The sequence below is a fragment of the Methylobacterium sp. Leaf465 genome (assembly GCF_001424705.1).
Lineage (GTDB): Bacteria > Pseudomonadota > Alphaproteobacteria > Rhizobiales > Beijerinckiaceae > Methylobacterium.
Map to the genome: position 1 here is coordinate 511,754 of NZ_LMRA01000001.1, position 20,602 is coordinate 532,355.

Here is a 20,602-nt window from a genome sequence, read left to right on the forward strand (position 1 = left end):
CGGCGTCTCGCGGATCGCCCCCCGCATCGCCCGGCGAGGCCTCGGCCCCACCCGTTTGTATCCGTCCCGCCCCCCGGCCGTCGACTCCGATCCGGGCGCGCCGATTCGGGCGCTTTCACGGCCGTCCGGTCGCGTTGCGTTCTGTGCCTCAACAGGTACACAGAAGCGCCGGGAGTGGCACGTCCGATGCCGTGCCGCTCCGCACATCCTGCACGCACCACTTCGAACGCACGGTTCGTTCGAGCCCAATCCTCGGAAAGCTAGCGTCATGGCGGACGGAATTACGATCGCGTTCGGGCCCCTCGGCCCGGTGGGCCGGGGCGACGTCGTCCTCTTCGTCGGCGACGATCTCGCCCTGGCTCCGGCCGTGGCCCAGGCGATCGGCGGCGGCGTGGCCGATCTCGTCGCCCGTGCCGCCGCCAGCGAGCGCTTCAAGGGCAAGTCCCTGTCGGCCCTGGCACTGCCCGCACCCGCAGGCCTCGACGCCGACCGCCTGGTGGTGATCGGCCTCGGCTCGGAGAAGGACCGCGCCAAGATCGACTGGCCTGCGCTCGGCGGCTTCACCGCCAGCAAGGTCTCGGGCCGGAACGCCCAGGCCGCCCTGATCCTCGCCGGTCTCGATGTCACGGCCGAGAACGCTGCCGATTTCGCCCTCGGGGCCCGCCTGCGCCACTACAGCTTCGACCGTTACAAGACCAAGAAGAAGCCCGAGGGCGAGGATGCCAGGGCCACCGCGCTGACCCTGATGGTGGCCGATGGCGCCGCCGCCGAGGCGGCCGCGAAGGTCTCGGAGGCGGTCTCCGACGGCGTCATCCTGGCGCGCGAGCTGATCAACGAGCCGCCGAACGTCCTCTATCCGGAGGAGTTCGCCCGCCGGGCCGAGGCACTGACGCAGCTCGGCGTCGAGGTCGAGGTTCTCGGCCCTGGCAAGCTGGAGGCGCTCGGCATGCGCGCCCTCCTCGCCGTGGCGCAGGGCTCGACGAAGGAGGCCCGCGTCGTGGTGATGCGCTGGAACGGCGCCGCCGACCCGGCCGAGGCGCCCCTGGCCTTCGTCGGCAAGGGCGTCTGTTTCGATTCCGGCGGCGTCTCGATCAAGTCCGCCGGCGGCATGGAGGACATGAAGGGTGACATGGGCGGAGCCGCCTGCGTCGTCGGCACGATGCACGCGCTCGCCAGTCGGAAGGCGAAGGTGAACGTCGTCGGCGCCATCGGCATCGTTGAGAACATGCCGGATGGCAACGCCATGCGCCCGAGCGACATCATCACCTCGATGTCGGGCCAGACCATCGAGATCATCAACACCGACGCCGAGGGCCGCCTCGTCCTCGCCGACGTGCTTTGGCACATCCAGAGCGCCTACAAGCCGAAGTTCATGATCGACCTCGCGACCCTGACGGGGGCGATCATCGTCGCCCTCGGCCAGGACATCGCCGGGATGTTCTCCAACGACGACGCGCTCTCGGCCAAGATCACGGCCGCCGGCGAGGCGACGGGCGAGGCCGTGTGGCGGATGCCCCTGATTCCGGCTTACGACAAGGCGATCGACTCGAAGTTCGCCGACATGAAGAACTCCGGCGGCCGCCATGGCGGCGCGGCGACCGCGGCGTCCTTCCTGAAGCGCTACGTCAACGACGTGCCCTGGGCGCATCTCGACATCGCCGGCGTGGCGATGTCCTCGTCGGCGAGCGAGATCAACAGGAGCTGGGGGGCGGGCTGGGGCGTGCGCCTGCTCGACCGCCTGGTGCGCGACAACTACGAGGCCTGAGCCGCGTGCTGTCGGCCGTGACTCCGCTGGCGGCAGTGCTCCTGGCGATCGCGCTTACTTTCGCCACGGGGTTCGACCAGCGGGTGGCCATGCCGCCCGAGCTCGACGCCCGCTTCTACGGCTTCTTCCTCGATCGCTACCCACTCTTCGCGGTGGCCATCGTCTACGGGCTCGCCTGCCTCGGCCTGCGGATCCTGCGGCCGGGATCGGCCGGCTGGCCCCGCCGCCTCATCGGCGGGGCGCTGGCCGTGGCCCTGTTCCTGGCAGCCTGCCTCTATCCCACCTTCGGCGGCGTGGCCCTGCGCCTCGCCTTCGCCAGCGGCGGCACCGCCTTCATCACGCAGCAGCCGATGCCGGCGGCCTACGCCCTCGGATCAGCCCTCGCCGCGACGGTGTTCGGAAGCGTCCTGGGGGTCGGCGCCCTGCTGATCGGCAACGGTCCTGCGGGTCGATCCCAGCCCCGGCGCTGGATGCGGGCCGCGGTCGACGTCCTGCTCCGGTACCTCGCCCTCTGGTTCGCCCTGGCCATGCTGGGCTTCGCCCACGCGGCGGGGTTCGGCATCTGGCCGCGCCGATCGATGACGATCGGGGATGCCCTGTTAGCCGGTACCCTAGCCTGCATCGCGTTTCTGCCGCACCTGAGTTGCAACGGGCTGACGACGCGGCAGGATCGTTTGCGCCTGTCCCGCGCCGACGCTTGATCCCGCCGCCGGAATGCCTGAGGATAGTTTAGGTGTGAACTAAGGAGGCAGGAAGCCGCCGGGTCGCATCGCAGGGAGGATCGACATGGCCGAAACCCGGAGCGCCGTGCGCCCGTGGCTGTCCGCGTATCCGCCGGGCATTCCCGCTGAGCTCGATGTCGACGGCCTCGGAACGCTGGTCGACCTGTTCGAGGAGTGCACGGCGCGCTCGGCCGCGCGGCCCGCGCTGGAGAGCTTCGGAGCCCGCATCTCCTACGCGGCCCTCGGGGCGTCGGCGGAGGCCGTCGCCGCGTGGCTGGCGGCGCAGGGCCTGACCAAGGGCGATCGCGTCGCCATCATGATGCCGAACGTCGCCGCCTATCCGGCGACGATCTTCGGCGTGCTCCTCGCCGGCTGTATCGTCGTCAACGTCAATCCCCTCTACACGCCGCGCGAGTTGACGGCGCAGCTGAACGATTCGGGCGCGCGCATCCTCTTCGTCCTGGAGAATTTCGCCCATACCGTGGTGCAGGCCCTGCCGGACCTCGCCCTCGACCGCGTGGTCCTGGCTGGTCCCGGGGACGGCCTCGGCATGAAGGGGCGGCTGATCACCCTGGTCTCGCGCCATGTGAAGAAAGCCGTTCCGGCCTATCGCTTGCCCGAAGGACTCGCGGTCCGCTTCGACGCGATGATCCGCGCGGGCACCGGCAAGCCGAAGGTCCGGGTTCCCGTCGTGCCGGACGACTTGGCGTTCCTGCAATATACCGGCGGGACCACGGGGGTCGCCAAGGCCGCGATGCTGACTCATCGCAACATCATGGCCAATGTCGAGCAGAGTCGGATCTGGTTCCGCGTCTCGGCCGAGGACGGCGCAGCGCGCGTCATGGTCACGGCGCTGCCACTGTATCATATCTTCGCCCTGACCTGCTGCTTCTTCTTCTTCATGAAGGTTGGTGGCTGTTGCCTGCTGATCGCCAACCCGCGCGATGCCGACGGCTTCATCAAGACCCTCAAGGGGACGCCCTTCACCCACTTCTCAGGGGTGAACACCCTGTTCAATCTGCTCATCAACCATCCGAAGATCCGCGAGGTCGACTTCTCGAGGTTGGATTTCGTCATCGCGGGCGGGATGGCGGTGCAGGCGGCGGTCGCCGAGAAGTGGAAGGCGATCACCGGTCGCGCCATCGTGGAGGGCTACGGCCTGTCCGAGACCTCCCCGGTGGTCTGCGTCAACCCGCCGGATCTCTCCGCGTGGAGCGGCACCATCGGGTATCCCTTGCCCTCGACCGACGTCTCGATCCGAGGGCTCGACGGCCGCGAGGTCGATATCGGCGAGCCCGGCGAACTCTGCGTGCGCGGCCCCCAGGTCATGGCCGGCTACTGGAAGCGCCCGGACGAGACGGCCCACGCCACCACCGTCGATGGCTACTTCCGCACCGGCGACGTGGCGGTGCTGAACCCCGATGGACAGGTCCGCATCGTCGATCGAATGAAGGACATGATCCTGGTCTCGGGCTTCAACGTCTACCCGAACGAGATCGAGGACGTGCTCGCGAGCCATCCGGGCGTACTCGAATGCGCCGTGGTCGGCGCGGTCAACGACGAGACCGGCGAGATGGTCGTCGCGCATGTGGTGCGCAAGGACGACGCGATGACCACCGACGCACTCCGGACCTTCGCCCGCTCGCAGCTCACCGGTTACAAGGTTCCCCGCCGGGTCGTCTTCCACGACGCCCTGCCCAAGACCAACGTTGGCAAGGTGCTGCGTCGGGCCCTTCGCGACGATCCGCCCCCTCCGTGATCGCGTTCCGCCCGTAACCTGCGGCCGCCTGCCGGCGAAGGGTGACATCGAGACGGCTTGCGCGCTCGCCGCGTCCGGCCAATGTCAGGACAACAGGCCGGCGCGCCGCGATTCGCGCTGAACGGAGGGAACGACATGAACATCAGACGCACCCACGCATGGGAGATGCCCGAACATCTCGCGACGCCGGAGAGCATCTTCCTCGATCGCCGGCGCCTGCTTGGAGGGGCCGCGGGCCTGGCGGCCGCCTCGCTGATCGGGACGGAGAGCGCCCGGGCGGCGTCCGACCCGACCGCCGATCTCTATCCGGCCAAGCGCAACGAGGCCTATACCCTCGACCGCCCGCTGACCCCGGAGAAGTTCAGCGCCGACTACAACAATTTCTACGAATACGGCACCTCGAAGTCGGTCCTGCCGGCCGCCAACGCCCTGAAGACGCGGCCCTGGACGGTGGCCATCGACGGCCTCGTCGAGAAGCCGATGACCCTCGGAATCGACGACCTCATCCGCAAGATGCCGCTGGAGGAGCGCCTTTACCGGCACCGCTGCGTCGAGGCCTGGTCCATGTCGGTGCCCTGGACCGGATTCCCCCTCGCGAAGCTCGTGGCGCTGGCGAAGCCCACCTCAGGCGCGAAGTACATCCAGATGCAGACCTTCCTCGACCGGTCGATGGCGCCGGGCCAGAAGTCGTTCCTGTATCCCTGGCCCTACACCGAGGGGCTGACCCTGGAAGAGGCGGGCAACGACCTCGCCTTCGTCGCCACGGGCGTCTACGGTAAGCCGCTCGCCAACCAGTTCGGCGCGCCGATCCGCCTCGTTGTGCCGTGGAAATACGGCTTCAAGTCGGTGAAATCGATCACCAAGATCTCCTTCGTGGCCGAGCGTCCGAAGACCTTCTGGGAAGGGCTGCAATCGGCCGAGTACGGCTTCTGGGCCAACGTCAATCCGGCGGTGTCGCATCCCCGCTGGAGTCAGGCCACGGAACGGGTCCTGGGCACCGACCAGCGCGTGCCGACCCTGATCTACAACGGCTACGGCGAACAGGTGGCCGGCCTCTACAAGGGGCTGGAGAAGGAGCGCTTGTTCGTCTGACGGGCCCCGCGGCGGGGTAGGTCGGCCCCGTCCGCTCAGGCGTCCCGTGTTGCTTCTAGTACGTCCAGCGCTGGGCCTTGGCCACGAGGAAGTCGCGGAACGCTTGGACACGGGCGACGGACCGCATCTCCTCGGCATAGACGAGATAGCTTTCCATGTGCGGCATCTCGGTCTCGCGCATGACCTGAACCAGGCCCGCCTGACCCTCGGCCGCGTAGTCCGGGAGGATGCCGATGCCGGCGCCGGTGTCGATGGCCTGCTGCAGGGCCGTGATGTTGTTCACCGTGAAGTGGATCGTCCGGCGCTCCTGTCCCTCGCGGCCGACGGTGGAGAGCCAGTGCGTCGCCAGCAGGTAGGACGGCTCGTTGCCGCCGAACGAGACCAGGCGGTGATTGTCGAGGTCGGCGATGGATTTCGGCTCGCCGAAGCGCTTCACGTAATCCTGCGAGGCGAAGGCGTGGTAGTGGACCGTGAACAGGCGCCGCTGGATCAAGTCCGGCTGGGCCGGGCGCCGCATACGGATCGCCACGTCGGCCTCGCGCATGGCCAGGTCGAGTTCCTCGTTGGTGAGGATGAGTTCGACGCGCACGTCCGGGTAGAGGTCGAGGAATTCGGCGACACGCTGGGCCAGCCAGGCCGTGCCGAGGCCGACGGTGGTGGTGACCTTGAGGTCGCCGGTCGGCCGCTCGCTCGTTTCGACGAGGCGCGCCTTGGTGTTCTCCAGGCGCAGCTTCATGTCCCGCGCCGCGCGGAACAAGAGGTCGCCCTGTTCGGTCAAGATCAGGCCGCGGGCGTGGCGGTGGAACAGCGGCGCCTTCAACTCGCGTTCGAGGGCGCTGATCTGACGGCTGACGGCCGACTGGCTCAGGCCGATGTCGTCGCCCGCGCGCGTGAAGCTGCCGGCTTCCGCCACGTTGAGGAAGATGCGGATCTTGTCCCAGTCCAAGGCGTCCACTCCCGTACGCAACCCGACGCCGGCTGACCAAGCTTCCCGTCTCGCGGCGTGCGAGTCGGCTATCCGTGCCTGGCCCGAGCGACCCGGACCCTCCGGCCCACGCGGGACATGGACGGAAAGGTTCGAGTCATGCGGGTGACGCCGACGGCTCATGCCGTTAGCGCTTAGGTTAGTGGGTCGACCTTGCGATTGTCTTGACGTCGCGCGCAAGACGCATGGCGCCGTCGTCCGCCAGAATCTTCCTATTCTGCGGCAGCTTGCTGGGGTGTTTCGCCGACTTCGAGGGCGGCCAGGTACTTCTCGGCGTCCAGGGCAGCCATGCAGCCCATACCGGCGGCGGTGATCGCCTGACGGTAGACGTCGTCGGTGACGTCGCCCGCGGCTTCTCTAAACCAAAAAAGTTTGCGCATTCAAACCGTCAGCGTGCTCTTCGTGATCGAGAAAAAAGTGATATTGGCCCGAGGCTTAAATCTCCCATCGTGGCAAAAAAGGCCACGGGCCGCCGTTGCAGATTCAAACATGACCGTTAAGCTGTGTTCTGGCTCCATCGAGCAGTTGCCGCGAACGTACCTCCCCGGAGTTGTCTGAAACCATCCGAACCGCCCGGATGAATGCCGAACCATCGGCGTGGAGGACCGTTTGCAGGTCCTCGTTCACCGAGGAGAGCAGGCATGGTCAAGCCGACGGATATCGCGGAGCATATGGAAGTCCTGTCCGCAGACGGGCTCCATGTCGGAACGGTCGACCACATGGAGGGCGACCAGCTCATCAAGCTGACGCGGACGGACCCAGCCGCCCATGGTCGGCACCACCTGCTACCCTTGGCCTGGGTCGACCATGTCGACGAGCGCGTTCACCTCACGGCCACGGCCGCCGATGTCAGGGCCCAGTGGGAGGATGACGAGGGCACGGTCGGCAAGTGACCGCGCCTGGAGGCTCGGCGTCCGTGCCGACCCTGGATGCCCGGGCTTTCCAGTCCCGTCCGCCGAATGGGTGAACGGCGACTTCAGGCCTCATTCAAGTCTCCGGTGACATCCTGGTGCCATCACCTGCAGAGGAAAGAGCCATGCGAGCCCGCGTTCCAGCCCTACTCGCCGCGACCCTGATCCTCGCCCCCGCCGCGGCGTCCGCCCAGTATTACGGCGGCGACTTCGACAGGCGCGGCCGCGACGTCCATGTCGACCGCTACCACCACGGAGACCATGACGACATCGTCGTGCATCGCCATCGCCGCCACTACGAGGAGCGGCCGGTCTACTACGAGCGTCGTCACCACCACCACCACCATCACGACTATTGAGGCTTGCCCCCTTTCGCGGGCCATCCGGCATGTACGGGTGGCCCGGAATGGTTCATAAGGCGGCCATGAGCGCGGTATCCCCGATCAGGGCCTACGAGGCGATGCGCGGCTGGTGGGTGACCGCCGTCCGCGCGCTGTCGTTCGTCCTGGTCCTGGCGCTCGTCGTCCCCGGAGCCGTCCCGTCCGCCGAGGCCCAGCGGCTTCCCGGCACGGAAGCCTCGCTGTCGGCCTACACGGCACAGGCAACGTCGGGCCAGCCCGACGGCTGCCCAGCCTGCCACGCCACCTGCGGCTGCCACCTCGCGGTTACCTCGGAAGGTTCTGCCTGGCTCCCGTCCGCCGCGACCGGGCGTCCATCCTACGCCACTGTGGACGTGGCCCTCGCCTCCATTTCGTCCGGCAGGCTTCCAAGGCCCCCTCGCGCCTGAGGCGGGACCGCCACGCCCGTGGCGCGTGCCCGGCCGGCCCTCCCAGCGGAGGCCGGTCTGCAGACCAAGCGTGACAAGCAACGGACCTACCAGATCGCCCGACGCGGCGTCCGGGTCCCAGGTGAACGGCCCTCCTTCCCATGCGTGCATTCCTGTCCGTGGCCTTCCTGGCCCTCGGCATCGCCATCGGCGGTGCTTTCCCCCGCGTGTCCGAGACCGTGCAGGGGGCGCTGGCCGCAGCCGGCCTCTCGACCGCGGGCAAGACGCCGGCGACCCATGTGGCTTTGACCAGGCCACCGGCCTCCAAGGCGGATGATGACGACGACCAAGAGCACGCCAAGGGCGAGCCCAAGCCTGCCGGCGAGCCCAAGCCTGCCGGCGAGCGGAAGCATTCGGACGACGAAGGCAATCCCGAGCTCGGAGGCCACAAACACGCCGAGGGCGGGGCGCACGGCCACGACGAGGAGGGCGAGGGCAAGATCAGGATGACCGCCGAGCAGGCCGAGCGGCAGGACATCAAGCTGGCCAAGGTCGAGGGCGGCGTCCTCTCGCGTCACCTTCTCGTGCCCGGCACCATCGCCCAGGACGCCGACCGCATCGCCCGCGTGCCTGCGCGGGTCGCCGGCACCGTGGCGGAGATGCGCAAGCGCCTCGGCGAGGACGTCGCCAAGGGCGAGGTCGTCGCCGTCCTCGACAGCCGCGAGGTCGCCGAGGCAAAAAGCGACTTCCTCACCGCGACGGTCAAGGCGGACTTGGAGAAGACCAACTTCGACCGCCAGAAGGCTCTCTGGGACAAACGGATCTCGGCGGAATCGGCGTTCCTGAACGCGAGGGCCGCCTACTCCGAGGCAACCCTGCGCATCGACCTCTCCCGCCAGAAGCTGTCGGCCTTGGGGCTAAACGCGACCGAGGTCGCCGCCGCGGCCAAGAAGGATGAGACCACCCCGAACCTGTCGACCCTGCGCCGTTACGAACTGCGCTCGCCCCTCGCCGGTCGGATCGTGGAACGCAAGGTAGACGTCGGCACGAAGGTGGGCAGCGAGGGCGACCCGGCCGACGTCTACACGGTCGCCGACCTCTCCTCGCTGTGGATCGAGATTTCCGTTCCCACCACCGAGCTATCGAAGGTCCGCGAGGGAGCCAGGGTGACCATCGTCGGCGGCGAGGAGACCCCACGCCCCGAGGGCAAGGTCGTCTTCGTCAGCCCGATCCTCAACCCCGAGACGCGCTCGGCCCGGGTCATCGTCGCCCTGCCCAACAAGGACATGGCCTGGCGCCCGGGCACCTTCGTCACGACCGAGATCGAGATCGCACAGGACAAGGTCGAGGTTCGCCTGCCGAAGTCAGCCATCCAGAACATTGGGGCTGAGAAGGTCGTGTTCGTCCGGACCGAGGAGGGCTTCTCGAAGCGGGAGGTGACCATCGGGAAGGCGGACGACGACGCCTACGAGATCCTGTCCGGGCTGGAGCCCGGCGATGAGGTGGCGGTGGCCAACTCCTTCGTCCTCAAGGCCGAGCTCGGCAAGGCCGAAGCCGGCGACGACGACTGAGCGGAAGAAACGGTCATGATCTCCTCCGTACTCAACTTCTCCGTCCGGCAGCGTTACCTCGTGGTGCTCCTGTCGCTCCTGGCGGCCGGTTTCGGCGCGTTCTCGCTGACCAAACTGCCCATCGACGCCGTTCCCGACATCACCAACAACCAAGTTCAGATCAACACGACGGCGCCGTCCCTGAGCCCCTCGGACATCGAGCGGCAGGTCACGTTCGCCATCGAGACCTCGCTCGCGGGCATCAAGGGCCTGGAATACACCCGCTCGCTCTCCCGGAACGGGTTCTCCCAGGTCACCGCCGTCTTCTCGGAGGCGACCGACGTCTACTTCGCTCGCCAGCAGGTCGCCGAGCGCCTGCGGGAGGCCGAGGCCGCGATGCCGTCCGGGACCGAGCCGCGCATGGGGCCGATCTCCACGGGCCTCGGCGAGATCTACATGTGGTCGGTGCATTACGCGAAGCCCGGGGAGCGCAAGCTCGCCCGCGTGGGCAAGCCCGGTTGGCAATCCGACGGGAGCTACCTGACCCCCGAGGGCCAGAGGCTCTCAACGGAGCTCGAACGCACGGCCTACCTTCGAACGGTCCAGGATTGGATCATCCGTCCCCAGGTGAGGACCGTCCCTGGTGTGGCCGGCGTCGACGGCATCGGCGGCTTCGAGAAGCAGTACCACGTCCAGCCGGACCCGATGCGACTGACGGCCCTTGACCTGTCGTTTGCCGACATCGGCCGGGCACTGGAGGCCAACAACGCAAATCAGGGCGCGCGCTACCTGGAGGACAACGGCGAGGGCTACGTCGTACGCGCCGCGGGGCGCCTTGAGAGCATGGAGGACATCGGTTCGGTTGTTGTGACCACGCGCGGCGGCGTGCCCGTGCGTATCTCCGACATCGCCGAGGTCCGCATCGGACGCGACCTACGAACCGGTTCGGGAAGCGAGGACGGGCAGGAGGTCGTCATCGGCACCGCCCTGATGCTCATCGGCGAGAACAGCCGTACCGTGGCCGCCGCCGTCGACGCCCGCATGGGCGAGATACGGCGCACGCTACCGCCCGGCGTCGAGGTCCGGACAGTCCTTAACCGCACCGTCCTCGTCGAGGCCACCATCCGGACGGTGGCGAAGAACCTGGCCGAGGGCGCCGCCCTCGTCATCGTCGTACTGTTCCTGCTGCTCGGCAACATCCGCGCGGCCATCGTCACGGCCCTGGTCATTCCGGTGGCGATGCTGATGACCATGACCGGCATGGTCCAGGCCCGCATCAGCGCCAACCTGATGAGCCTCGGCGCCCTCGACTTCGGCCTCATCGTCGACGGCGCCGTCATTATCGCGGAGAACGCCCTGAGGCACGTGGCCGAGAGGCAGGCCCAACTCGGGCGCAAGCTCGACCTGGATGAGCGCCTCGCCACCGTCCGGGCCTCGGCCGAGGAAATGATCAAGCCGTCCTTGTACGGGCAGGCCATCATCATCCTCGTCTACGTGCCGCTCCTGACCTTCACAGGGGTCGAGGGCAAGATGTTCGAGCCGATGGCGCTCACCGTCATCATCGCCCTGATCGCGGCCTTCGTCCTGTCGCTGACCTTCGTACCGGCGATGATCGCCATCGTCATCACCGGCAAGGTCACCGAGACCGACAACCTCTTCGTCCGTGCGATCAAGGCCGCCTATCGCCCGGTCCTCGGGGCCGCCCTGCGCGTGCCCATGCTGTTCGTTGCGGTCGCGCTCGTCCTGCTCGTGGGCGCCGGGTTCCTGTTCAAGGGGCTGGGCCAGGAGTTCATCCCGCAGCTCGACGAGAAGAGCATCGCGCTCAACGCCCAGCGCATCCCCTCGACCTCGCTGAGCCAGTCCCAGGCGATGCAGTTGAAGATCGAGCAAGCCATCGGACGATTCCCCCAGGTCGCCTACGTCTTCTCCAAGACCGGCACCGCGGAGGTGGCCTCGGACCCGATGCCGCCGAGCTCGTCGGACACCTTCGTCATCCTGAAGCCGCAAGCCGAATGGCCAGACCCCGGCCTGCCGAAGGCCGAGCTGCAGGAGGAGATCGAGAAGGAATTGGGGGGCCTTGCAGGCAACGTCTACGAGTTCTCCCAGCCGATCCAGCTTCGTTTCAACGAACTCCTGGCCGGTACGCGAGGCGACCTCGCCGTGAAGGTCTTCGGGGACGAGCTTGGCCCGATGACCGCGGCCGCGAACCAGGTCGCCGCGATCCTGCGGGGTGTCGAGGGTGCCGATGACGTGAAGGTCGAGCAGACGGCAGGACTGCCGTTCCTGGACATCAAGATCAACAAGCGGGAAGCCGCGCGCCTCGGCTTGAGCACCTCGGCCATCCAGGAGGTCATCGGGGCAGCCATCGGCGGCCGCGAGTCCGGCGCCGTCTTCGAGGGCGACCGGCGCTTCCCCATCGTCGTGCGCCTGAACGACAAGGTGCGCGAGGACCGCGAGGCCCTGGAGAACATCCCGGTCCCGTTGCCTCCCGGGCCGAACGGGCGCACCGCGTCCGTTCTCCTGAAGCAGGTGGCGAGCTTCTCGGTGACGGAGGGCCCGAACCAAATCTCGCGGGAGAACGGGCGGCGTCGGGTCGTGGTCACCGCCAACGTGCGCGGTCGCGATATCGGCTCGCTCGTCGCCGAGGCACAGGCCAAGGTCGCGTCCGATATATCGCTACCCACCGGGTATTACGTGACCTGGGGCGGGCAGTTCGAGAACCTTGCTTCCGCCCGACAGCGCCTGATGGTGGTCGTTCCCGTATGCTTCTTCCTGATCTTCCTGCTGCTGTTCTCGGCCCTGAACTCGGCCCGCGACGCCCTGCTGGTGTTCAGCGCCGTACCCCTGGCGCTGACCGGCGGCATCGCGGCCCTGTGGCTGCGCGGGATGCCGTTCTCCGTGCCAGCTGCCGTCGGGTTCATCGCCCTGTCCGGGGTGGCGGTGCTTAACGGCCTGGTGATGCTGACGTACGTCAAGCAACTCATCGCCGAGGGTCGTCCGCGGCGCGAGGCCATCATGGAGGGCGCCATGACCCGGCTACGTCCGGTGGCGATGACCGCCCTGGTGGCGTCCCTCGGGTTCGTGCCGATGGCTTTGGCGACCGAAACCGGTGCCGAGATCCAGCGTCCCCTGGCGACCGTGGTCATCGGCGGCCTCATCTCGGCGACCCTGCTGACCCTCGTCGTCCTGCCGGCCCTCTATGCCAGGTTCGCCGGTGTGGTCGCCCCCGAAAGGAAGGATCGGCCCATGGCGGTCCAACCACATCTCCGCGCCGCCGAGTAGGAGGGACGGGATGAGCAAGAAGGTCGCCCGAACCATCCCCGACTGGGGCGGGGGCGCACGTCGCCGACGCCGCGTCAGGCCCCATGTCCGGCGGGCGGCCAGCCGGACTTTCGGACTGGCCCTCATCGCAATCCCGGCCTGCGTCTATCTGCTCTACTGCCTCTGCAACATCGGCGGGAAGACGCACTTCCACCTGATGCCGATGGCGCCGACCCATCCTCAGGACGGCTCGCCATGGGGGGACAAGGCTTCGATGATGCGACAGTCGGCGACCGAGCCACACCCGCACTGACCGATGACGTCGCGCAGTTCCTGGGCGAGCCGGGTCAGGTCGGAGAGCTTGCGCTCGACCTGGGCGAGATGAGATCGGGCGATGGTGTCGACCTCGGCGCAGGATCGGTCTCTGTCATCGGCAAGGGCTAGCAGCTCCCGGATCTGATCGACCGTGAAGCCCAGATCCCGCCCACGCCGGATGAAGCTCAGGCGGCGTAGGTGCTCACGACCGTAAAGACGGTAGTTGCCCGCCGACCGGGCTGGGGCCGGCAGGAGCTTGACCTTCTCGTACCAGCGAACCGTCTCGACGCTTGTATCGGTCGCCGCAGCGAGGTCGCCGATGGTCATGGGGGATGCGTTCGCCACGGCCTTGACCCTGTAGTTGCTACAGGGTGCATATAGGGCGTCCCACCGCCTGGCGCGACGCCCGGGCCAACGGAGCGTGCCATGCCTGGGACAGGAACCATCGAGGATATCCCCACAGCCGCCCTGCGCTACCGCGTGAAGGGCATGGATTGCCCAAGCTGCGCGTCCAAGATCGAGACGGCCGTGACGCGCCTGCCCGGCGTCGGTGACGTGCGGGTGAACTACACGGCGCAGGTCCTCGATCTCACCCTCGACGAGGGCGCCACGCCCCGGGGTATCCTGGAAGAGCGGATCACAGGGCTCGGCTACGGCGTTGCCACCCTGCCTACGGCATCCGACCTCGCACGCGCGCACGCCACGGGGACCGAGGTCACCGCCATCGAGGACGAGGAGGCGGAGCCTTCGGTCTGGCGCAGCCGCAAGGGCCTCCTGGCACTGTCCATCGCCGCCTTGTTCGCCCTGGGCTTCATTCTCGACCGGGTCCAACCGAGCCTGGTCGGAGAGTACGCCTACTGGCCCGGTGCGCTTTTCGGACTTGCCTTCTACGGACGTCGGGCCATCGCCGCGGCGCGCAACGGATCGCCCTTCTCCATCGAGATGCTGATGTCGGTCGCGACCGTCGGGGCTCTGGCCATCCATGCCGCGGAGGAAGCCGCTGTCGTGGTCCTCCTCTTCACCGTCGGCGAGATGCTCGAAGGCTTCGCGGCTGGCCGGTCCCGGGCCGGCATCAAGGCGCTGGTTGGACTGGTGCCGAAGACGGCGCGCCTCATCGAGGAGGACGGCGTCGTGCGCGAGGTACCGGCCGCCGCCTTGCTGATCGGCCAGACCGTGCTGGTCCGGCCCGGCGACCGGGTCCCCGCCGACGGCGAGGTCACGGACGGCTCATCGAGCCTCGACGAGTCCCCCATCACGGGTGAATCCGTGCCCCGGCCGAAGGAGGTCGGCGACGCGGTCTACGCCGGCAGTGTCAACGCGGACGGTGCCCTGCAGGTCAGGGTCACCCGGATGCCGTCCGACAACACCGTCGCCCGCATCCTCCACATGGTCGAGGAGGCGCAGGCGTCGAAGTCGCCAACCGCCCGGTTCATCGACCGCTTCAGCGCCGTATACACCCCGGTCGCCTTTGCCATCGCCGCCCTGGCGGCGCTCGGTCCGCCGCTGCTGCTTGGAGCCGACTGGGGCACCTGGATCTATCGCGGGCTGGCGCTGCTTCTCATCGCCTGCCCCTGCGCCCTGGTACTCTCGACCCCCGCCGCCATCGCCTCGGGGCTGGCCGCCGGTGCGCGCCGCGGACTCCTGGTGAAGGGCGGCGCGGCCTTGGAGACCATCGGACGGGTGCGCACAGTCGCCTTCGACAAGACCGGGACGCTGACGGTCGGGCGTCCGTTCGTTACGGACGTGTTGCCGTTCGTCACGGGCATGACGGATCGCTCCCTGCTCGGGCTGGCGGCGGCGGTCGAGGCGGGTTCGAGCCACCCCATCGCCCGTGCGCTCCTCGAACGCGCGGAGGCGGACGGCATCCCCCTTCGGCCCGTCCGCGACGCTCGCGCGGTACCCGGCAAGGCGGTCCAGGCAACTGTCGCCGGACGCACAATCGCGGTGGCATCCCCACGCCACGCCGCGACGCTGGCCAGTCTCTCGCCGGAAGTGGAAGCGACGGTGCAGGCCCTGGAGGAGGCGGGCAAGACCGCCGTCATCGTGGTCCAGGACGGCGAGGCCCTCGGCGCCATCGCGGTCCGCGACGAGCCTCGTCAGGACGCGGCCGTCGGCATCGCGTCCCTGCGCCGCCTCGGCGTTGAGTGCGTGATGCTGACGGGCGACAACCGCCGCACCGGCGAAGCCATCGCCAGGGGCCTCGGGCTTTCCGTCCGGGCCGATCTCCTGCCCGCGGACAAGCTTGCGGAGGTGGGGGCTTTAAAGGAGATGGGTACCGTCGCCATGGTCGGCGACGGCATCAACGACGCCCCCGCGCTTGCCGCAGCCAACGTCGGCATCGCCATGGGCGGCGGCACCGACGCGGCGCTGGAGACGGCCGATGCCGCTGTCCTCAACGACCGGGTGGCCGACGTGGCGGCGCTCGTGGCTCTCTCCCGGGCGACGCTAGGCAACATTCACCAGAACGTGGCCATTTCGCTCGGTCTGAAGGCGGTGTTCCTTGTGACCACGCTTGCGGGCGTCACTGGGCTTTGGCCGGCCATCCTGGCGGATACCGGCGCGACCGTCCTGGTGACGGCCAACGCGCTCCGCCTCCTGAGGGCATGATGGGGTCCCGACCGCACGGACGGGCCCGCAGGGGCGCGATGGTAGGAGCGGTCCTGGTGATCGCCGCGGTCATCGACCTCGTTGCTAAGGCGGCCGCCGAGGCCTGGCTCGACGAGGGTAGTGTCCAGGGCTTCCTGCCCTTCGTCGACCTGACCTTGTCGTTCAACCACGGCATCAGCTTCAGCCTATTCCCGGCACGCGATCCATCGTCCTTGACCCTTCTCCTCGGCATCCAGGGCACGCTCACCTGCCTCATTGCCGTCTGGGCGGTGGCGGCAGGAAGCGGGCTCGAACGCCTCGGGCTCGCCTCGATGGCCGGCGGCGCCGCGGGAAATCTCATCGACCGGTTCGTGGACGGGGCCGTCACCGACTACCTCGACCTGCACACGGGCGGCATGCGCTGGTTCACCTTCAACCTAGCGGATGCGTGGATCTCCCTGGGCGTCGTCCTGCTGCTCGTCGACGGCTTCCGAGCGCGCCAGCGGCATTCAGATGCCGGGGGATTGACCTCATGATGGCCTCGATCCCGCCGAACCGTGGCCACGGCAACCGGTCATGCCCCTTCCGGGCCCAGGCTCAGACACCGATACCGTCGAGGCCGACATGCTGAGAAAGATCACGCTTGGGTTGGCTCTCCTGCTGGCGCTGTCCGCCTGCCAGGACGGACGGTACGCAGGCTCGACACGTCACCTCGCGCCCATCCCGCCGGCGACCCTGGCCTTGATGTCGGCCGAGGGAGCGTCTCCCGCCGACCCGATCCTGATGCGGGCCTACAAGAAGGAGTCCGAGATCGAGCTCTGGAAGCGCCGAGCGGACGGCAGGTACGCCTTGCTGAAGACGTATCCGATGTGCCGTTGGTCCGGCCAGCTCGGACCCAAGACCCGGGAGGGCGACCGCCAGGCCCCCGAGGGCTTCTACGCGATCACGCCGGAGTCCATGAACCCGAATTCCAGCCTCTACCTCTCGTTTAACCTCGGCTACCCGAACGCGTACGACCGCTCCCTGGGACGCACCGGTACGCATCTGATGGTCCACGGCTCCTGCTCGTCCCAGGGCTGCTTCGCGATGACGGACGAGGCGATCTCGGAGCTCTATGCCGTGGTTCGCGAGGCGTTCGCCGGCGGGCAGCGTGCCGTCCAGTTCCAGTCTTACCCGTTCCGCATGACCCCGGAGAACCTGGCCCGACATCGGGCGGACCCGAACATGGCCTTCTGGAAGAACATCAAGGAAGGCGCCGACCGGTTCGAGGTCACGAAGGCCGAACCGGTCGTCGAGGTATCGGGCGGGCGCTACGTCTTCGATGCGAGCGGCGACGGCCCCACCGCCGACGCGGTCGCACGGAAGCAGGCGGACGACGAGCGGCAGGTCACTGCCCTGGTGGCGAACGGAACGCCGGCCGTCCGCCTGGTGTACGAGGACGGCGGTCAGCACCGGGCATTCCGCGAGACCATGACGGCGGCCGGATACGGTCTTGGCGAGGTGAGCCGCCCCGAAGCCCTGGCGGCAGGGCCGCGCGAAGTCGCGATGCCCGCTCAGAGGCCGGGCGCCACCGTCGGAAAGCGTGAGCCAGTGCGGAGCACGGCGGCACCCAAGCTTCCGGGGACCGGCGTGACGGAGGCGGAACGTCGGCGCCTACTTGAGACTTTCGCCGCAGCTGGGGACGGGCGGAAGTGATGCAACGGTCGGGGACAGGCGACGAAATGACCGAGGGGCCTCGCTGATGCCCCGCGTTCGTCAGGCCGCGGCGACCTCGTCCGCCCATCCCAGGCGCGCCTTGAGGTCGTTCATGTGGCTGAAGGGAACGACGCGACGATGCTGCAGCATCCCGAGCACGATGCCCGGATGAAGCCCGACCTCGTCGGCGAATGCCACGACCTCCTGCTTGGCCCTGGGGCACGTGGTGGCGAAGGCGGCGATCCGCTCGCGTCCGACCAGCATCTCCTCGGCCCAGGCATCCGCCTCGGCCTCGACGTCGTCGCCCTCGCCGTTGTGGTCATCGACGAAGTTCTTCCCGCGATGCAGGGTGATGTGCGCCGCCTCGTGGAAGAAGGTCCACCAGAAATGGTCGTTGGTCTTCATGCGAAGCGACATCTGGATCAGGGGACGCTCGTCGTTCAGCCACCGCGCCGAGCCGAAGACACACGTTTTGCTCAGGGGCTTCTGGAACACCAGCGCGACGCCGGACGCGTGGCAGATCTCCCTGAGGCGCGGCTCGAAGGTCTCGGCGCGGTGCACGGTGAGCGAACGGATCTCGGCGCATCCCTGCACGAACCGCCGGGGATCGTAGGCCGGCAGGCTGAGCCGGCGCGCCTGCTCCTCGCCCAGCATCAGCCAACAAAGCATGTGGTGCGGCGAGCTCGTGCCCGTCCGCGCCTTGCGGTGGTGCACGGCCAGTGACCCAAGCTTCGCCTCATAGGCATGAGGGCTCCCGATCCCGAGGAGGCCGAGCAACCCGTCCATGATCCTCCCGGGGTCACTGGTCTGGGGAAGGCGTCCGCAGGTCTTCAGCTCCCGGACGGGGAACCCCTTCAGCCACTCGGCCTCTCGCCCAGCCGCCTCCTGCTCTCTTTGACGGGCCTGGAACAGGTCCCAGTTCGCCTGGAGGCCGGTCCAGATGTAGGCCTTGAGGCCGAGCACATGCTCCAGCTTGAGCGCGGTCTCGGGGGTGACCGGGTTCGAGCCGTTGATGATCGTGCTCACGAGCTTGGGCGTCATGTCGGCGATGCGGGCGAACTCCGCCTGGGACCAGCCGCGCTCCTGGATGTACTCATCGAGGTGTTCGCCGGGATGGGTCGCCCACTGCGGGGTCCAGGCTTCCTGCGTCGTCATCCCCGTGGTCTCCGCCGTTCAGTTGCCGTGGTAGTCGACGATTTCGATGATCTCGACCGCCGTGACCTGCCCGGTGTCGAGCCCGCCGTCAGGCCGGCATGGCACCGGGTCGTGGTCGGGCACGAAGACGATACGCCAGTTGTCCTTGATCGTGACCGAGAGTTGGCCGTTCCGGTTACCGCCGAGTTGATGCCGGTGGTCGGGGGGCCCCGTCGGGACGTCCGCGAGGCAGGCCGCCTGCCCGAGGATGTCCAGCCGCCTCCGTATCTGTTTCGCCCTGTCCCCGTAGGCCTTGGCCATCTGCCTCGGGTCCGACAGGTCCTTGTTCAGCCGCTTAACCCGGAAACGGATCTGCATCGCACCAATCCGTTACCCGCAAGTTAATGCTCCGCACTCCGTTACCCAATAGGTAACACGGTCGCAGACGTGTGGCGAATCCTTCCGTCGACGTTGGCGCCCTGCCATTGGACGCCCCATGCGAGTACGTCTGCGGGACAAGCCTTCGTTATCCACGGCGAGGGGCAGGCTGCGCACTCACGGAACCCTCCTTAGAGGGGGGCCGTTCTTCGTCGCTCCCCGAGACCAACCCGATCCCGGCATCGGAACGGTGCCGGAACGGGCCAACGACAATCAACGAGGAAGCACCCATGAGGAAGTCACTATTCGCCGTCGCAGCCCTGGCCGCGCTCGGCGCCCTCGGCATTGCCGCACCGGCAGCGGCCGCCCCCGGCCTGGTCGGGGCCGTCGATGCCTCCACCAATATCGTCGACGTCCGCATGGACGACACGCAGGGTCAGCGCGGCCGTCACGGAATGCGGGGCCACCGTCACATGCGCGGTCACATGATGCGCCACCATCATCACCGTGGGCACATGATGCGTCACGGCCACGGCCATCGCCACCACCGCATGTGACCGCGAGGGGTCCTTCGGGGCCCCTCCTCGTTTCCGACGCCCCTCAGCTTGAAGGTTGGGCGCCTTTCAGGAGGGCCTCGTCGTACCGTTCAACGCGACCCTCGCCACTTCCGTCCTCCGGTAGCCGTCGTGGCGCGTGCGTCCAAGCGGGTCCGAATGCACCCTTCGTATCCACCCCCGCCGGACCAGCACCTCCAGCGAGCGCGCATCCAGGCGAGTGGCCTCGATCCAGCCTTCGTCCGGGACCTTGAGAAGCTGCGCGCGGTGCCCGTCGGTGAGACGCCAGGGCGTGGCGGCGGCAAGCCCTGCGCCCGGTGACGGCGGCGAAGGGCTGACATCCAGGAGCGGGTGGTCCAGTGCCTGCAGGATCGCGTCCAGGCCGTCCGTCAGCGCCGCCGGTCCGGGCTGCAGGATCAGGGGCGACTTGATCTCGATGATGCGCCCCTGCGCAACGGCGGGGATGGCCGACCAGCCCGGGCGCCCGGCGATGCGGGAGGGCACGACCTTCTTCCCGCACCAGGACGCCAGGATGACCTCGGGCGAGGCCGCCAGCACCGCCTCGGCCGTCACGATGCGGTCCTTGGCGGCCGCCTGTCGGGCAAGGTCCGGGAACACGTCGTCGCCGCCGGCGATGCCCACGAGCTCGGAGACCCAGCCGATGCCGGAGATGAGTGGCTCGTCCCATTCCTCGAAGTACACCCGGGGACGCGGCCGTTCCCTGGCCTGCTCCGCCACGCTCGCGAGTCTGGCCTCGTAGCCGTGGACCAACGCCTCCGCCTTGTCGCGGGCGTCGACGAGCGCCCCGACGGTGCGGATCATGGCGAGGATGCCAGCGACGTCGCGATGATTGAAGGCATGCACGGCGACGCCAGCCCGAACCAAATCGGCGACGATGCCGGCCTGCAAGTCGGAGAAAGTCAGAACCAGGTCGGGGTCGAGGGCGAGAACCTTCGGGATATCCGCGCTGGCGAAGGCCGAGACCCGCGGCTTCTCGCGGCGGACCTGCGGCGGCCGGACGGCATAGCCGGATACGCCGACGATGCGGTCCTGCTCGCCGAGCAGGTACAGGGTCTCGACCGTTTCCTCGGTCAGGCAGACGATGCGGGCGGGAGGGAAGCGGCGCATG

General features: G+C 68.2%; 17 protein-coding genes and 2 pseudogenes. 13 read left to right on the forward strand and 6 right to left on the reverse strand.

All coding sequences use genetic code 11. The features are described from left to right. The first annotated feature begins 268 nt into the window (after window positions 1–268). From ASG51_RS02335 to msrP, 4 genes are all read left to right on the forward strand, one after another. Window positions 269–1,765, forward strand: a complete 1,497-nt coding sequence (locus ASG51_RS02335) for a leucyl aminopeptidase (protein ID WP_056378758.1) — start codon at window positions 269–271, stop codon at window positions 1,763–1,765. Window positions 1,766–1,770: 5 nt separating this feature from the next. Further along, window positions 1,771–2,466, forward strand: a complete 696-nt coding sequence (locus ASG51_RS02340; protein ID WP_056378761.1) for a hypothetical protein — start codon at window positions 1,771–1,773, stop codon at window positions 2,464–2,466. An 85-nt stretch (window positions 2,467–2,551) separates the two neighbouring features. Continuing rightward, window positions 2,552–4,246, forward strand: coding sequence for an AMP-binding protein (locus tag ASG51_RS02345; RefSeq protein WP_056353176.1), 1,695 nt, complete (start codon window positions 2,552–2,554; stop codon window positions 4,244–4,246). Between the two features lie 135 nt (window positions 4,247–4,381). Continuing rightward, complete coding sequence (gene msrP / locus ASG51_RS02350) at window positions 4,382–5,338, forward strand: protein-methionine-sulfoxide reductase catalytic subunit MsrP (protein ID WP_056378763.1); 957 nt, start codon at window positions 4,382–4,384, stop codon at window positions 5,336–5,338. A 55-nt stretch (window positions 5,339–5,393) separates the two neighbouring features. Here msrP and ASG51_RS02355 read toward each other — a convergent pair whose 3' ends face one another. Together ASG51_RS02355 and ASG51_RS02360 are read right to left on the reverse strand one after the other, a co-directional pair. After that, window positions 5,394–6,284, reverse strand: a complete 891-nt coding sequence (locus ASG51_RS02355) for a LysR family transcriptional regulator (protein WP_055956592.1) — start codon at window positions 6,282–6,284, stop codon at window positions 5,394–5,396. A gap of 251 nt (window positions 6,285–6,535) precedes the next feature. After that, window positions 6,536–6,676: pseudogene (locus tag ASG51_RS02360) on the reverse strand (thioredoxin-disulfide reductase); the annotation flags it as partial. 288 nt (window positions 6,677–6,964) lie between these two features. Here ASG51_RS02360 and ASG51_RS02365 point away from each other — a divergent pair. The 5 genes from ASG51_RS02365 (at window position 6,965) to ASG51_RS02385 (ending at window position 12,832) form a co-directional block, all read left to right on the forward strand. Beyond that, a complete protein-coding gene (locus ASG51_RS02365) occupies window positions 6,965–7,216 on the forward strand; it encodes a DUF2171 domain-containing protein (RefSeq protein WP_056378768.1) in 252 nt (83 codons plus the stop codon). A 143-nt stretch (window positions 7,217–7,359) separates the two neighbouring features. Continuing rightward, window positions 7,360–7,593 carry a hypothetical protein gene (locus ASG51_RS23095; RefSeq protein ID WP_082513829.1) on the forward strand — a complete coding sequence of 78 codons (234 nt, stop codon included), beginning with the start codon at window positions 7,360–7,362 and terminating at the stop codon, window positions 7,591–7,593. 65 nt (window positions 7,594–7,658) lie between these two features. After that, a complete protein-coding gene (locus ASG51_RS02375; RefSeq protein WP_238225741.1) occupies window positions 7,659–8,021 on the forward strand; it encodes a hypothetical protein in 363 nt (120 codons plus the stop codon). Window positions 8,022–8,161: 140 nt separating this feature from the next. Continuing rightward, on the forward strand, window positions 8,162–9,571 hold the full coding sequence (locus tag ASG51_RS02380) for an efflux RND transporter periplasmic adaptor subunit (RefSeq protein WP_056378770.1): 1,410 nt from the start codon (window positions 8,162–8,164) through the stop codon (window positions 9,569–9,571). 15 nt (window positions 9,572–9,586) lie between these two features. Then, a complete protein-coding gene (locus ASG51_RS02385) occupies window positions 9,587–12,832 on the forward strand; it encodes a CusA/CzcA family heavy metal efflux RND transporter (protein WP_056378771.1) in 3,246 nt (1,081 codons plus the stop codon). Between the two features lie 219 nt (window positions 12,833–13,051). Here the strand turns inward: ASG51_RS02385 and ASG51_RS02390 are convergent, their stop codons facing one another. Further along, window positions 13,052–13,453: a helix-turn-helix domain-containing protein gene (locus tag ASG51_RS02390; RefSeq protein WP_056378774.1), complete on the reverse strand. Its 402-nt coding sequence runs from the start codon at window positions 13,451–13,453 to the stop codon at window positions 13,052–13,054. A 99-nt stretch (window positions 13,454–13,552) separates the two neighbouring features. On the opposite strand from ASG51_RS02390, the gene ASG51_RS02395 reads away from it, so the two are divergent. The 3 genes from ASG51_RS02395 (at window position 13,553) to ASG51_RS02405 (ending at window position 17,407) form a co-directional block, all read left to right on the forward strand. After that, a complete protein-coding gene (locus tag ASG51_RS02395; protein ID WP_056378776.1) occupies window positions 13,553–15,733 on the forward strand; it encodes a heavy metal translocating P-type ATPase in 2,181 nt (726 codons plus the stop codon). 38 nt (window positions 15,734–15,771) lie between these two features. Beyond that, window positions 15,772–16,248, forward strand: coding sequence for a signal peptidase II (gene lspA / locus ASG51_RS02400; RefSeq protein ID WP_347379724.1), 477 nt, complete (start codon window positions 15,772–15,774; stop codon window positions 16,246–16,248). A gap of 88 nt (window positions 16,249–16,336) precedes the next feature. Next, a complete protein-coding gene (locus ASG51_RS02405; RefSeq protein ID WP_056378960.1) occupies window positions 16,337–17,407 on the forward strand; it encodes a murein L,D-transpeptidase family protein in 1,071 nt (356 codons plus the stop codon). Window positions 17,408–17,467: 60 nt separating this feature from the next. On the opposite strand, the gene ASG51_RS02410 is transcribed toward ASG51_RS02405, so the two are convergent. Both ASG51_RS02410 and ASG51_RS02415 read right to left on the reverse strand, forming a co-directional pair. Beyond that, the gene (locus ASG51_RS02410; protein ID WP_056378780.1) at window positions 17,468–18,562 is read right to left on the reverse strand and encodes a HigA family addiction module antitoxin; all 1,095 of its coding nucleotides are present in this window, start codon (window positions 18,560–18,562) and stop codon (window positions 17,468–17,470) included. A gap of 18 nt (window positions 18,563–18,580) precedes the next feature. Beyond that, window positions 18,581–18,919: a system killer suppression protein gene (locus ASG51_RS02415; protein ID WP_056378782.1), complete on the reverse strand. Its 339-nt coding sequence runs from the start codon at window positions 18,917–18,919 to the stop codon at window positions 18,581–18,583. 290 nt (window positions 18,920–19,209) lie between these two features. On the opposite strand from ASG51_RS02415, the gene ASG51_RS23815 reads away from it, so the two are divergent. Further along, on the forward strand, window positions 19,210–19,476 hold the full coding sequence (locus ASG51_RS23815) for a hypothetical protein (RefSeq protein WP_156389530.1): 267 nt from the start codon (window positions 19,210–19,212) through the stop codon (window positions 19,474–19,476). A 357-nt stretch (window positions 19,477–19,833) separates the two neighbouring features. On the opposite strand, the pseudogene ASG51_RS02425 reads toward ASG51_RS23815, so the two are convergent. Beyond that, a pseudogene (locus ASG51_RS02425) lies at window positions 19,834–20,601 on the reverse strand (cobalamin-binding protein); the annotation flags it as partial. Window position 20,602: the final 1 nt, after the last annotated feature.